Annotated in this window: 9 protein-coding genes; 4 read left to right on the top strand and 5 right to left on the bottom strand. The window is 62.9% G+C overall.

The window, feature by feature from the left end:
* The first annotated feature begins 14 nt into the window (after window positions 1-14).
* The 4 genes from garD (at window position 15) to KXR72_RS01390 (ending at window position 5,184) form a co-directional block, all read left to right on the top strand.
* A complete protein-coding gene (garD, locus tag KXR72_RS01405; protein WP_437420350.1) occupies window positions 15-1,568 on the top strand; it encodes a galactarate dehydratase in 1,554 nt (517 codons plus the stop codon).
* A 174-nt stretch (window positions 1,569-1,742) separates the two neighbouring features.
* Window positions 1,743-3,155, top strand: coding sequence for an FAD-binding oxidoreductase (locus tag KXR72_RS01400; protein ID WP_437419350.1), 1,413 nt, complete (start codon window positions 1,743-1,745; stop codon window positions 3,153-3,155).
* Between the two features lie 61 nt (window positions 3,156-3,216).
* Window positions 3,217-4,146: a 2-hydroxyacid dehydrogenase gene (locus KXR72_RS01395; RefSeq protein ID WP_437419349.1), complete on the top strand. Its 930-nt coding sequence runs from the start codon at window positions 3,217-3,219 to the stop codon at window positions 4,144-4,146.
* A 135-nt stretch (window positions 4,147-4,281) separates the two neighbouring features.
* Window positions 4,282-5,184 (top strand): aldose 1-epimerase, encoded by a 903-nt coding sequence (locus KXR72_RS01390; protein ID WP_437419348.1) that lies wholly within the window; start codon window positions 4,282-4,284, stop codon window positions 5,182-5,184.
* Between the two features lie 196 nt (window positions 5,185-5,380).
* On the opposite strand, the gene KXR72_RS01385 is transcribed toward KXR72_RS01390, so the two are convergent.
* The 5 genes from KXR72_RS01385 to KXR72_RS01365 form a co-directional block, all read right to left on the bottom strand.
* On the bottom strand, window positions 5,381-6,634 hold the full coding sequence (locus tag KXR72_RS01385; RefSeq protein ID WP_437419347.1) for an OprD family porin: 1,254 nt from the start codon (window positions 6,632-6,634) through the stop codon (window positions 5,381-5,383).
* A gap of 242 nt (window positions 6,635-6,876) precedes the next feature.
* On the bottom strand, window positions 6,877-9,135 hold the full coding sequence (locus tag KXR72_RS01380) for a helicase C-terminal domain-containing protein (RefSeq protein WP_437419346.1): 2,259 nt from the start codon (window positions 9,133-9,135) through the stop codon (window positions 6,877-6,879).
* Complete coding sequence (locus KXR72_RS01375; protein ID WP_437419345.1) at window positions 9,132-10,778, bottom strand: VRR-NUC domain-containing protein; 1,647 nt, start codon at window positions 10,776-10,778, stop codon at window positions 9,132-9,134. Before KXR72_RS01375 ends, KXR72_RS01380 begins: the two co-directional genes overlap by 4 nt.
* 150 nt (window positions 10,779-10,928) lie before the next feature.
* The gene (hemN, locus tag KXR72_RS01370) at window positions 10,929-12,317 is read right to left on the bottom strand and encodes an oxygen-independent coproporphyrinogen III oxidase (protein ID WP_437419344.1); all 1,389 of its coding nucleotides are present in this window, start codon (window positions 12,315-12,317) and stop codon (window positions 10,929-10,931) included.
* Between the two features lie 202 nt (window positions 12,318-12,519).
* Window positions 12,520-14,142, bottom strand: coding sequence for a methyl-accepting chemotaxis protein (locus tag KXR72_RS01365; RefSeq protein WP_437419343.1), 1,623 nt, complete (start codon window positions 14,140-14,142; stop codon window positions 12,520-12,522).
* Between the last annotated feature and the right edge of the window lie 104 nt (window positions 14,143-14,246).

The raw sequence follows: 14,246 nt of genomic DNA, 5'->3' as shown, positions 1-14,246 counted from the left end.
ACATGAACGAAACCGTGGAACTGATACAACACCAGGATTCCGCGCGCTGCATTCGCCTGAATGAGGCGGACAACGTCGCGGTGGTCGTGAACGACGGCGGCGTGCCGGCCGGCGCGCAGTTCGAGGATGGCTTGGTCACGGTCGAAGCCGTGCCGCAGAGCCACAAGGTCGCCCTGGTCGATATCGCCGAGGGGGAGCCGGTGCGCCGCTACGGGCAGGTCATTGGCTACGCGCTAGCGCTGCTGCCCCGAGGGAGTTGGGTCAAGGAAACCCAGTTGAGGATGCCGAGCGCACCACCGCTGGACAGCCTGCCACGCGCCACCGCGGTACCGGACCGGCTCGACCCGCTCGAAGGCTACACGTTCGAGGGCTACCGCAACGCTGACGGCACCGTTGGTACGCGCAACATTCTTGGCATCAGTACCACCGTGCAATGCGTTACGGGCGTGCTGGAACACGCGGTCAAACGCATCAGAGACGAACTGCTGCCCAAGTACCCGAACGTCGATGACGTGGTGGCGTTGACCCACAGCTACGGCTGCGGCGTGGCGATCAACGCACGCGACGCCTATATCCCGATCCGCACCGTGCGCAACCTGGCGCGCAACCCCAATCTGGGTGGCGAAGCGCTGGTCATCAGCCTCGGTTGCGAGAAGCTGCAGGCCGAGCAAGTGATGCACGAGGGCGATCCCTCGGTTGATCTGCGTGATCCATGGTTGTATCGGCTACAGGAGTCGAACACCGGCTTCGGTGAAATGATCGAGCAAATCATGGCTCTGGCCGAGACCCGTCTGAAGAAGCTTGACCAGCGCCGCCGCGAGACGGTGCCAGCGAGCGAGCTGGTCCTCGGTATGCAATGCGGTGGCAGCGATGCCTTTTCCGGCATTACCGCCAATCCGGCGCTGGGTTACGCTGCGGATCTGCTGGTCCGGGCTGGCGCGACGGTAATGTTTTCTGAAAACACCGAAGTTCGTGATGCGGTGTACATGCTGACCGCCCGTGCCGAGTCACCAGAGGTCGCCGATGCGCTGATCGCCGAGATGGACTGGTACGACCAATACCTTGAGCGCGGCGCCGCCGACCGCAGCGCCAACACGACACCGGGAAACAAAAAGGGCGGGCTGTCGAACATCGTCGAAAAGTCGCTGGGCTCGATCGTCAAGTCCGGTAGCGGTGCCATCAACGGCGTAGTCGGGCCCGGTGAGCGGGTCGAGCGCAAGGGTCTGATCTTCTGCGCGACGCCGGCATCGGACTTTGTCTGCGGCACGCTACAGCTCGCCGCTGGCATGAACCTGCACGTGTTCACCACAGGGCGCGGCACCCCGTATGGCTTGGCCATGGCGCCGGTCGTCAAGGTCGCGACCCGAACCGAACTGGCCGAGCGCTGGCCGGACCTGATCGACATCGACGCCGGGCGCATCGCCAGCGGCCGCGCGACCATCGAGGATCTGGGCTGGGAGTTGTTTCACTACTACCTGGACGTCGCCAGCGGCCGCAAGCAAACCTGGGCCGAGCAACACAAACTGCACAACGACATTGTGCTGTTCAACCCGGCCCCGATCACCTGATACGCAGGACTGAGGCGACGGTGTTGTGGCTGGTCGCGGGCAGAGCCCGCTCCTACAGGTGTGCCAGCGCTTTTGTAGGAGCAGGCTCTGCCCGCGACCCAACTGAGCGGTTCGGCATAGATAGCAGCGCTTACCTTGGACTAGACGCATTAAAACCCGCCAGCCGGAGTTGCCATGAACGCGCACACGTTGCTGCACGCCCTCGAAGCCATAGTCGGACCTGCCGGGATCGTCTGTGACCCAGCGCGAATGGCCAGCTACCTTAGCGATTGGCGCAATGCGTACAGCGGTCTCGCGGCGCTAGTCGTGCGACCGGCCACGACGGAGGAGGTGGCGGCGGTAGTGCGGCTGTGCCACGAGCACCGCGTCGGGCTCGTTCCGCAAGGCGGCAATACAGGCCTGTGCGGCGGGTCGATTCCCGATGCGAGCGGCACCCAGGTCGTGCTGTCTTTGACACGCATGACGCGGATCCGCCAGATCGATCTCGCGAACGAAACCATCACCGTCGAGGCCGGCGTGGTGTTGCAGCACCTGCAAGAGGCGGCAGCGGAGGTGGACCGGTTGTTTCCGCTGTCCCTCGGTGCGCAAGGTAGTTGCACCGTGGGCGGCAATCTCGCAACCAACGCTGGCGGCACCGCCGTCTTGCGTTACGGCAACATGCGCGACATGACGCTGGGGCTGGAAGTGGTGCTGCCCGACGGGCGTATCTGGAACGGTCTGCGCGGGCTGCGCAAAGACAACACGGGCTACGACCTCAAACACCTATTCATCGGTTCCGAGGGCAGCATGGGCATCATCACCGCGGCGGTGCTCAAGCTTTATCCGGCGGTGCGCAGCATCACCACGGCCTGGGTTGCCCTGCCGGATGTGGGCTCGGCCATCGAGCTGATCGGAGCGATCCGTGGCCTCTGCGGCGACCGCCTGACTGGCTTCGAGCTGATGTCGCGACAGAGCGTCGATTTCGTCCTTCGGCACGTTGACGGTTGCAGCGATCCTTTCGCCGAGGCGCATCCGTGGTACGCCTTGATCGAGCTGAGTGACGCCCAGCCGCGTGCGCCACTCAACGACCTGCTCGAAGCCGGCCTTGGCGACGCGCTCGAGCGCGGCCGGATACGCGATGCCGTGCTGGCCGGCAGCGAGGCTCAGGTCGCCAGTTTGTGGGCGATGCGCGAGGGCATTTCAGAGGCGCAGAACCACGAAGGCCCCAGCCTGAAACATGACATCAGCGTGCCGGTCAGCTGCATTCCTGAATTCATCGAACGGACCGATCAGGCACTGCTCGAGCGATTTCCCGGGGTGCGAATTGTCACCTACGGCCATGTCGGCGACGGGAATTTGCACTACAACATCAGCAAACCACTGGCCAGCGATGACGCCACCTTCAAGGCAAGGCAGGCGGCAATCACAGACGTCATCTATGACGCGACGGCAGCCTACAACGGCAGCATCAGCGCCGAGCATGGTCTCGGCCAGGCCAAGCGCGAGGCGGCAATGCGCTACAAGGACCCCGTGGAGCTGGATTTGATGCGCACGCTCAAGCACACGCTCGATCCGCAGGGCCTGATGAACCCTGGCAAGGTGCTCTGATGCGCACGCTAGGGCCGTCGCGAGGTCCACACAATCGAACCGCATAGACTCGAGGTATTCCGTGACCTGCATTCTCCAGCTCGGCCCCCTGACTGATCGCTTCAACCGCGCACTCGCCGCCGAGCACGAAGTCTTGCGTTATTGGGACACAGACACCAACGCCATGCTCGAAAAGCAGGCGGAGCGCATCGACATCATCGTCACCTCGGCGCGCTTCGGCTGCACGACGGCGCTGATGGATCGCCTGCCCAACCTCAGGGCCATCATCAGCTTCGGCGTTGGTTATGACGCCATCGACGTGACCGCCGCGCATGCGCGGGGCGTCGTGGTCAGTAACACGCCCGATGTGCTCAATGAATGCGTAGCCGACTTGGCGTTCGGGATGATCATCGACTGTGCGCGGCAAATGTCACGGGCCGATCGTTTCGTGCGTGCCGGCGAATGGCCGTCTGGTGGCTTGCCCTTGGCGACGCGTGTGAGCGGCAAGCGGCTCGGGATCGTCGGCCTGGGGCGCATCGGCGAAGCGGTTGCCAAACGATCCAGCGGCTTCGACATGCAAGTGCGTTATCACAACCGCCGCCCAGTCAAGGATTCGCCCTATGGCTACGAGGGTGACCTGGTCGAACTGGCGCGCTGGAGTGATTTCCTGGTGCTGACCTGCCCGGGCGGGGAGAGCACGCGCAACCTTATCGATACCCCGGTGCTCGAGGCGTTGGGACCGAGCGGCATACTCATCAACGTGGCGCGCGGCTCGGTAGTCGACGAGCCTGCGCTCGTTCAAGAGCTGCTCGAAGGCCGACTCGGCGGTGCGGCGCTGGATGTCTACGCCCGCGAACCGGACGTGCCGGCGGCATTGCTCGGGCTTCCCAATGTCGTGCTGTTGCCGCACATCGGCAGCGCCACCGAGGAAACCCGGCTCGCCATGGAAGAATTGTTGTTCGCCAACTTGCGCGCCTTTCTAGAGCGCGGCGCAGTGCTGACGGCTGTCTGATTGCACCCACGGTGCATGCGGTACCGCTGCCGGACCACAAGCCCGGCTGGCGGCCTTTGACCCTGGCGCCATCGCGCCGCTGCCACGAGCGGCGGTGGCTGATGGCGCTTTTTATTCATTACACCGGAGCCGACCATGACCGATGCCCAGCCAAACCTGACCGAGATCGGATTACAAAAGGGGCCGCTGCGCCTCGCGGTTTGCCCGTCACTGGGAGGCGCAATCACCCGGTTAAGCGTTGGTGGCATCGACCTGCTGCGCCCGTGGGATGGTTCCGACAGTGTCCGCCGCACAGGCTGCTTTGTACTGGCGCCGTTCTCCAACCGCGTGGGCGATGCCGGCTTCCAGCATGAAGGGTATCGCTATGCGTTGCGCAGCCTATCCGCCGAGCATCCTTTACCCATCCATGGTGTCGCCTGGAAACGTGCGTGGCGGGTGTTCGAGCAGGCTGACGATGCGCTGGTGCTTCGATACCACCACCGCGCCGAAGGCGACGCAGCGCATGACTGGCCATTTCATTTCGAGGTCGAGCACCGGATACGGTTGGATGAGCAGGGCGTCACGCTGCAGCTGTCGCTGCGTAACACCGACACCCGTTCAATGCCGGCTGGATTGGGCTGGCATCCGTACTTTCTGCGTCACGATGGCTGTGACCTGTCGTTCACAGCCCAGGCTGTCTGGGAAAACGACGGGCGCAACTTGCCGGCGCGGCAGATACCAGTGCCAGAGCGATGGGATTTCTCGACGACGAAGCCGCTGGGTGAGCCGGGGCTGGACAACTGTTTCGTAGGCCGCAACGGCCCTGTGGAGGTCCGCTGGCCGGAAAAGGGCGTCGAGCTAACCATCACGCCAGACGCCGCGCTTGGGCACCTGGTCGTCTTCACGCCGGCCTGCGAGTTGGGCTTCTTTGCCGTGGAGCCGGTGACCCACGCCAACAACGCACTGTGTATGGCCGACCCGGGCGCCAACGGCATCCGCATCCTCGCGCCGGGGGAAGAACTAGCAGTGAGCTGTCGGCTCGGCGTGCGGCGAATCTAGGGCCACCATTGTGCGCACTGGAGGCGCACAGTAACTCGGCACGCGGCAGCCTGGCCGGTGGGCAGTGCGTTTGCCCCACCGTGGCAAGGGCACTTGGCTGACATTTAGCCATCGACAAAAAAAGCCCGTCACAAGGACGGGCGAAGTTTTCCGCAACAGGAGTGAGGAGAGTTGCGTCCAGCGTGGTGGAGCTGGCTTACAGAATTGACAGCGGGTAGTTGATGATCAGGCGGTTCTCGTCCCAATCGTTGCCGCTTCCAAAGTCGCGACGCAGGCTGGAGTTACGCCATTTGATGTTGAGGTTCTTCGCCGGGCCGCTTTGAACGGTGTAGGCCAGTTCGCTTTCGCGACCCCATTCCTTGCCTTCTTCGTCGCCGGCGAGGTCGATGTTGTCGCCCTTGATATAGCGGTTCATCAGGGTCAGACCCGGGATGCCCATCGCTGCGAAGTTGTAGTCATGGCGCAGCTGCCAGGAACGCTCGCCGGCGGCGTCGTAGCTGTTGTTGAAGCTGTCGTTCGCGAGTGAGCCGCCGCTGGTGCCGTTGACGCGCATCCAACCAGTATCGCCACTGACTTTCTGCAGGCCGACATAGAAGGTGTTGCCACCAGCCTTGAGGCCGAACAGACCGGAATAGGTCTTGTTGTCCAGCTCGCCAGCCAGAGCGCTGCCGTCGTCTTCGCCTTGGAAATAGCCGAGGTTGGCAGTCAGGGCCAGGTCGGCACCGAGCGGTTGGGTATGTAGGAACTGGGCATACTGCTGTTCGTAAACGTCTTTCAGCTCAGCAGTCCAGAGACCAATCGTCGTACGGTTTTCATTGAACGCGTATTCGCCGCCGAGGAAGTTGAAGCGATCAGAGGCGCCGCCGTTATAGGTCATGTCCTCCATGCTCGCGTCGTCGCGCGGGCTGTTTTGACGGAACTGACCGCCATAGAGGCTCAAGCCAGCGATTTCCTTCGAGGTGATCATGCCGCCTTCGAAGGTCTGCGGCAGCGAGCGGCCATCGTCCGCACGCAGAATCGGCAGAACAGGCATGAACTCGCCGATCTTCAGTTCGGTGTTGGAAAACTTGGCTTTGGCTGCAACGCCGATACGGCCAAAGTCATCGGCTGGGCGTCCATCGGTGTGGCGTGGCAGAAGGCCGGTACCAAAGGTGCCACGGCCGCCGTCGAGCTTGACCGCGACGCCTGCAAGTACATCAACACCGAAGCCAACCGGGCCCGGGGTGTAGCCAGACTGTACGTTGAGGATGAAGCTCTGCGTCCATTCCTCGGCTTTGCTGCGGCTGTTGCCGTTCACGAAGTTGCGGTTGTGATAGAAATTGCGCGCGTTGACGCTTGCCTTCGTGCCGTCGACAAAGCCTTCGGCCGCGTTCGCTGCGACGGGGACACCGAGCGCAAGCGAGAGGGTGCCCGCCATGACAGCGACGGACAGGGGGTTGCGTAGGGTCATTGTTGTTGTGCTCCCTTTTTTGAGTTATCCGCACCCGCGGCATTGCCGAGTGGGGCGGGTGTAGCGCGGCCGTAGTCACGGCACAGTCGTGACATCAGTTGTCAGACGACGTAACGGATTATGGCCGGAGCGGATCGCTTGTCAACGTCATTTGTAAAGAAATATGAGCTCTCAGACCTTCGTCTAGTCAGCTTCACGCAAGCGTAAACCGCTGACCGAAGCATGAAGCGTGCACGGCTATATCAGGTGGGGCAATGCCACCACGTCGGCAAAAGTCGTATGACCTCTCGGCGAGTGAAGCGGTCGTCAATTAGATGCACCACGCCCGAATCCTGTGTAGTGCGAATCACCCGACCGGCCGCCTGCACCACCTTTTGCAGGCCTGGGTAAAGATAGGTGTAGTCATAACCGGAACCGAAAAGGTGGTCCAACCGAGCCTTCATCTGTTCGTTGACGGGGTTTACCTGAGGAAGGCCCAAGGTTGCGACGAACGCGCCAATGAGGCGGTCGCCGGGCAGGTCGATCCCTTCTGAAAAGGCACCGCCGAGTACGGCGAAGCCGATACCGCAGCCGTCCTCGGTAAACCGTGAGAGAAACGCCGCGCGCGCCGTCTCATGCATGCTGCGGGTCTGTTCCCAGTAAGGCAGTCCCGGATGTTGCGTGCCGAGTCGCGCGGCAACCTGCTGCAAGTATTCGAAACTGCTAAAGAACGCAAGGTAGTTGCCTGGGCGCGCCTGGTATTGCGCGGCGATCAGGTCGACGATCGGCTGCAGCGAGGCATGGCGATCACGATAGCGGGTGGAGATATGCCGAGCCAGATGCACTTGCAGTTGCTCGGAGCGGAAGGGCGAGTCCACGTCGAGCCAGACCCGCTTGGCCGGCAGCCCGAGCGTGTCGGCATAGAATCGCTGAGGGGCGAGGGTTGCCGAGAACAGCACGCAGGATCGCGCCTCCTCAAACCGCGGCGCCAGGAAGGGGGCCGGAATGACATTGCGGATGCACAGCACCGATGCCTGGCCGCTGTTGCGGTCCGGGGCGGGCAGTAAGGTGCTGTCGATCAACGAATGATCGCCGAACGATTCGGCCAGCCCGCAAAACTGCATTGCGTCGAAATAAGCACGCTGCAGGGCCGGATCGAGCCCTGCCGGTTGCTCGCCCAGGTAGTCGGTCACAGCGCTGACCATTTGATGCAGCGCATTGATGAGCTTGGTTGGCAGTTCAGGCAGCACCCGGTATGGCTCGCCCTGCAGACGATGCGTCTCGCTCCAGCAGCGCACCACACGCTCCACAGGCTTTTTCAGCGCGGTGGGAAGACTGTTCCGTAACCCCTTGAAGTGACCCAGATCGATCTCTGCGCTGTACATCGCGCGGCCGCGTTCAAGCAGATTGTGCGCCTCGTCGACGAGCACCCCGACGCGCCACTGGTTGAGCTGCGCGAGGCCGTGCAATAGGGCGCTAATGTCGAAGTAATAGTTATAGTCGCCGACGATCACATCTGCCCAGCGTGCCATTTCCTGGCTGAGGTAATAAGGGCACACCTGATGCGCCAGCGCGACGTCGCGCAGGGCCGCTTGGTCCAGTACCGGTATGCCGACCGCGGCGGCGCGAGCGGCCGGTAAACGGTCGTAGAAGCCGCGCGCCAATGGGCAGGATTCACCGTGGCAAGCCTTGTCGGGATGCTCGCAAGCCTTGTCCCGAGCGATCAACTCCAGGACGCGTAAGGGCAGGGTTCCAGGCTCAAGGCTTACCAGCGCGTCGAGCCCCAGCTTGCGGCCGGAGGTTTTCGCCGCCAGGAAGAAGAGCTTGTCCCATTGCTGGCTCGGGCATGCCTTGAGTTGCGGGAACAAGGTCGCCAGCGTCTTGCCGATGCCCGTCGGGGCTTGCGCCATCAGATGCGTACCGGTGCAGGCGGCCTTGTACACCGCTTCGGCCAGTTGGCGTTGGCCGTTGCGAAACTCGCCGTAGGGAAAGGTCAGGGTCCGTAGGCCCTGGTCCCGCGCGGCGCGATGGGCCAGCTCCCTTTCGGCCCAGGCGAGGAATTGCCGGCATTGGGCCTCGAAGAATGCCTTCAATTCGCTTGCACTGAATGACTCGACCAGCAACGTCTCCTTCTGACTCACCACATCGAAATAGACCAGCGCAATCTCGAGGCTCGGCAACGCACGGGCTTCAATGAGCAGCCAGCCGTAGACCTTGGCCTGGGCCCAGTGCAGCGCACGGTGGTTTGCCGGCTGGCGCTCCAGGTCGCCGCGGTAGGTCTTGATTTCCTCGAGGCGGTTGCGGGCTGGGTCGTAGCCGTCCGCCCGGCCTCGCACCATTAGATCGCCATGCTGGCCCTCGAGCGATACCTCGCGCTCGTAGCCCGCGCCGCGTCGTGCGGTCACCGTGAGGTGCCCGGCCATGCCTTCCAGCGCGGTGGGCGATGGGGTGAAGCGCAGGTCCAGATCACCCTGCTTGGCGGTGAACTCGCACAACGCGCGAACGGCGATGCGGTAGCTCAAGCGTCAGCCTCTGCCCACTGCACGTAACAGACGGCGATGGGCACCTGATGCTGCAGAGCGAAGTCGATCCAGCGCTTCTGGTTGTCCTGCAGCCGATCGCCAGGCCCCTTGACCTCGATCAGCCGATAGCGGCGCTCAGCGGGCCAGAACTGGATCAGATCCGGCAGGCCGTTACGGTGGCTGGGAACATCCAACAGAATGCGCTGGAAAAAGGCCCGCAGGTGCTCAGCCGGTATGCATTCCAGCGCGACGTCCAACAGGTGATCATCGAACAGGCCCCAGCTGACGAAGTGCGACTGCAGGCCGAACTTCTCGCGAAACGCTCGGCGGATGCAGTCGCGGTATTCGCCCGTGCCGAGGGTGTCGAGGCATTGATCGAACAGGCCGGCCCGGCGAGCGAAGAAATCCGGACGTGAGAGGTCGGCCGGGCCGGCATGGAAGGGGTGAAAGAAGGCGCCTGGCAGGGGCGCGAAGATCGCCTGCCAGCAGAGCAGCCCGAGCAACGAGTTAATCAACGCATTCTCGACGTAATACACCGGCGCGTTTTCGTCCGTCAGATGCGCGCGCACCGCTTGTTCGACGCTGGTATCCGGCCGGGGCAGGCAGAGGTCGATGCGCAGGGCTTGGGCCGCCGGGCCGCGGCGGGTGCCCGGCTCGCCAAGGCTGCGCCTGATGCGCGGCAGGATGCGCTGCAGTTGCTGGGCTTCGTGTTCGCTTTCCGGGGCGGCCTGGGCTTGGAGGGCCAGATCCAGCGCAGCCTCGGGCTGATCGCAGCGTTCCAGTACCCTGATTGCACGTTCGCGTGCCGTTGGATAGCGGTTGGCGGCATGCAGGCGCAACGCAAGGGGTAGATCGCCGTCGCGCTCGCATTGCCGGGCGAGGCTCAGCAGCAGCTTGCCGCGGCGGTTTTCCAGCCATTCGTTGGCATAGGGTGCTGCGGGTACGTCAGCCAGCACGGCCGCCACCGGCTCGCCGGCCTCGAACCGCTCCCGGCAACGATGCAGATGAAGATAGGCGTCTACTTCGGCACGTGCGTGGAAGGCGCGAGACGCCGCGGAGAACTGCACTTGTTCGTAGCGAAAGATGCCCAGGTCGGCGAGCACGAATTCGGACCAGTCCTGATGGATGTTGCCGAAGAACATCAGGCGGAGCCGGTCGCAGAGATCGCCGATGGCCAAGGCAAACACCTCTTCCTCCAGGGCGCCGCCAGTGGATCGTTCTAACCAACTCGCGAACGGCCTTGGGTCGCTGTGTTCGGCTTGCAGGACACTGAACAGGTCACTCTTTCGCAGCGCGCCGTGGCCGAACAGGCATTGCAGTTCGTCCTTCTTCAACAGAGCGAACAGCTGCACCAAATCCAGCGTGGGATTGGCCTCGATCCAGCCCTGGTCTAGCAGCGCCACCGCGGCCTCCAACGGGCACCCGATTTCGCCATAGCGCAACTTGGAAGCCCGGAACAGCGTGCCCTTGCGCATGACCATACGCACCAGCAGCGCCTGGGATGGCTGCGGCACCTGGTGAAATCGGTCGAGAAAGGCGCGCTCGTCATCGTCCAGCAGATCGCCGTGGCGCTCGCCCACCCAGGTCAATACCTGGTGGAAGTTGTCGAGGTAATAGAAGGGATTTTCCAGGGCCTGGCGCATCGAACGTCCGGTTCGGTCTTGCACGGGCCATGCGCCCGTAGGGCTGGCTATTTATACAGGTGAAGCGTCAATTGGCAACGTTCAGGCGATGGGTGGCGTTATGCAATGACACGGAGGAAGTGCCTCCCCGCGACCGGGGAGGCAGGGCCGTCAGACCGTACGGGAGAAGCGCCCGCGCTGCTCGCCGCCGAGGTAGGCATCGAACGCCATGGCGACGTTACGCATCATCAGGTGGCCTTGTGGCAGCAGCAACAGCGCGTCGTCGCGAATCTCAACCAGGCCGTCAGCAACGTGCTCCCCTAGCTTGGCGATTGCATCGGCGAAATAGTCGCGAAAGACGATGCCGTAGCGCTGCTCGATTTCGGCGAACGCGATGCGACCGTGGCACATGAGCGAGATGATGACGTCGCGGCGCAAGCGGTCATCCTCGCTGAGCTTGTACCCGCGGTGTACCGGCAGCAGCCCTTCATTAAGGCGCGCATAATACTGCGACAGCTCCTTTACGTTTTGGCTGTAGCTGTCACCCACCTTGCCGATCGAGGAAATGCCCAGCCCGATCAGGTCGCAATCGGCATGGGTGGAGTAACCCTGGAAGTTGCGCTGCAGCGTGCCGTTGGCGCGTGCAAGGGCGAGTTCGTCGTCCGGCAGCGCAAAGTGATCCATCCCTATATAGACGTAGCCGGCTTCGGTTAGGCGGCGGATCGTCAGTTCCAGCAACTCCAGCTTGCGCTCGGGCGGCGGCATGTCCTCGGGGCGGATCAATTTCTGTGCGCGGACCAGCTCTGGCAGGTGCGCATAGCTGTAGGCGGCGATGCGGTTGGGTCGGATGTCGATGATCTTGTCGAGCGTCGTGTTGAAGCTCTCTACCGTCTGCAGCGGCAGGCCATAGATCAGGTCGACGCTGATCGACTTGAAGTGCGCGTCGCGAGCGGCCTGCACCAGTTCGCGTGTCTGCTCCTCGGTCTGGATCCGGTTGACGGCGATTTGCACCTGCTCGTCGAAATCCTGCACGCCAAAGCTCAGGCGGTTGAAGCCCAGCGCGCGCAATTCATGGATTTGCGCCGGCGTGACAGTGCGCGGGTCGACCTCGAGCGAAAACTCGTGCTCGTCGCTGTCGTCCATGTTGAATGCCTCATGCAGCGCGGCCATCAGGTCGGCCAGTTGCGCGCTGGTGAGGTAGGTCGGCGTGCCGCCGCCGAGGTGCAGCTGGGTCAGCTTGCGGGACCGGTCGAACAGTGCAGCCTGCATCTGAATCTCACGCTTGAGGTAGTCCAGGTATTCAGCAGCGCGGTCGGTCTTATGGGTGATGATCTTGTTGCAGGCGCAGTAGTAGCAGAGGCTTTTGCAGAACGGGATGTGGATGTACACCGACAGCGGCTTGGGGTTCGCGGCCTCGTTGGTGGACTTCGCCGCGCTGCGGTAGTCGTCCATGGCGAATGCCTGATGGAACTGCGGCGCGGTGGGGTAGGAGGTATAGCGAGGACCGGGACGGTCATACTTCTCGACCAGGGCGCGGTTAAAGCTCGGCGTTTGGTCCATGTACGGGTTCACCTTGATTGCGTGTATGAATGGCTGGCTGCGTGCCTGCGACAACTTGGCGCGAATTATCACGCTTTCCGATGGGGGCCGGGCCTGTCCCAGATCAAGAACGCGGCAGAGGGTGCGGTCAGGCGCTGGGCGGTCGGTTTGCCTTGAGGGTAGGTCAAGACTGCCGGGCATGCAGCCTTGGCTGCGAGTGGTCTCAGAGCCGGAACTGCCCGACCAGCCGGTTCAATTCGGCGGCCAGCCGCACCAGTTCGTCACTGATTTCGGCGGTCTGCGTGGCGTCAGCCAGGGTCGTATCAGCGATTGAACGGATGGTGGTGATGTTGCGGTTGATCTCCTCGGCGACTGCACTTTGCTCTTCGGCGGCAGTGGCGATCTGGGTGTTCATGCCGTTGATGGTGTCAACGTCTTCGGCGATGCGGTCGAGGCTTCGTGCCGTCCGGGTGACGCAGTCGGCGCCAGAAGTTGCGCGTGCCTGGGCGCCTTCCATAGCGTGCACGGCGTTGCGTACGCCTTTCTGCAATTGCTCGATGGTGCGCTGCACATCCTCGGTGGATTTCTGTGTGCGCGAGGCGAGGGTGCGCACCTCGTCGGCTACCACAGCGAAGCCGCGGCCCTGTTCACCGGCCCGCGCAGCCTCGATGGCGGCGTTGAGGGCGAGGAGGTTGGTCTGCTCGGCGATGCCATTGATGACGTTCAGCACCATGCCAATGCTCACGCTTTCGGTCTCTACCTGGCGGATCACCTGCGCGGCGGTCTCGATGTCACGCATCAGCACGTCGATGCCTTCTAGCGCCTCGCTGGCCCGGGTTACGCCCGCGCGCGATTCGCCATCCGCACCACGTGAAGCTGCGGCCGTCTCGCTGGCGTGACGGGCGACCTCCTGCACGGTCGCGCTCATCTCGGTCATCGCCGAGGCCACCATGTCCGTCTCGCTGCGCTGCGCGACCACGGCGCCATGGGTTTTCTCGGCAACGCTCGACACCCGCCCGGCGACCTCAGTGAGTTGGCGCGTTACACCCGCGACTGCGTCCAGGCTACCGCGAAACTTCAGGATCATTCGGTTGAAGGCCTGGGCCATGGCGCCGATTTCATCAAGCGTCTGCACAGCAACCGTGCGGCTCAGGTCTTCGTCAACGGCCATGGCGTCCATGGTGTGGTGTAGATCAAGGATGCGGGTCAGTACCACCCGGCGAATGATGTACCCCACCAACAACAGGCCGATCACCATCAACAATGCTTGGATCGCAGCGGAAGCGAGGAGGTTGCCATGCACCTCGCCATCGAGCGCGGCGAGGTCATAGCTGATGCGCACCGCGCCCATGACAGTGTCAGGCGCAACCTGGTGGCAGGTCAGGCAATTGGTGCTGCGGTAGTCCTGCTGCGCATGGATCGGGTTGATCACGGTGAGCACCCGACCGTTCTTGCCCGGCGCCACCTCGACGATGGATTCGCCTGCCAGCGCACGCGTGTCGAGCTTGTCCCTGGGCACCTGATGGGTGAAACCAGCGCCGAACGTTTTGGTTACCGGCTCGCCGCGTACGATGCGCGCATCGATGATGCCGGGGCGCGCCAGTATCTTGTCCCGCAGCACCTCGCGTTGAGCCATCGTGCCGGTCAGCATCATGGTGTTGATGCTGTCGAAATAGGAATCGGCGGTGTCTCGTGTCTGCTGTTCGACGACCTTGAGAACCAGCTGCTTCTCGGCAGTTGCCGAATAGATCAGCGAAGCCCCGAGCACGAGCGAAAACACAAGCAGCAGGGCCAGGTTGATTTTCGACTGCACGGACATCTGCCGCGCCGGAGCGCTACTGTTCATCGTGACCCTCAAGAACTGCTGCTGCCTATAGGTGATACCCAGAGACGCTGTGTCGCGTCCGCCTGGCTTTCAGATCGATTGCGGAACTGGACAGCAATCAATCA

Source organism: Stutzerimonas chloritidismutans (assembly GCF_051486945.1).
Taxonomy (GTDB): Bacteria; Pseudomonadota; Gammaproteobacteria; order Pseudomonadales; family Pseudomonadaceae; genus Stutzerimonas; species Stutzerimonas chloritidismutans_B.
Note: the sequence above shows the minus strand (reverse complement) of the source record. Positions and strands in the feature narration are given on the sequence as shown.

Bases quoted from the DNA above. Each gene is read 5' to 3' on its own strand.
- KXR72_RS01400 (WP_437419350.1), top strand. From the start codon at position 1,743: ATGAACGCGCACACGTTGCTGCACGCCCTCGAAGCCATAGTCGGACCT.
- KXR72_RS01390 (WP_437419348.1), top strand. From the start codon at position 4,282: ATGACCGATGCCCAGCCAAACCTGACCGAGATCGGATTACAAAAGGGG.
- KXR72_RS01365 (WP_437419343.1), bottom strand. From the start codon at position 14,142: ATGAACAGTAGCGCTCCGGCGCGGCAGATGTCCGTGCAGTCGAAAATC.
- KXR72_RS01385 (WP_437419347.1), bottom strand. From the start codon at position 6,634: ATGACCCTACGCAACCCCCTGTCCGTCGCTGTCATGGCGGGCACCCTC.
- KXR72_RS01375 (WP_437419345.1), bottom strand. From the start codon at position 10,778: ATGCGCCAGGCCCTGGAAAATCCCTTCTATTACCTCGACAACTTCCAC.
- hemN (WP_437419344.1), bottom strand. From the start codon at position 12,317: ATGGACCAAACGCCGAGCTTTAACCGCGCCCTGGTCGAGAAGTATGAC.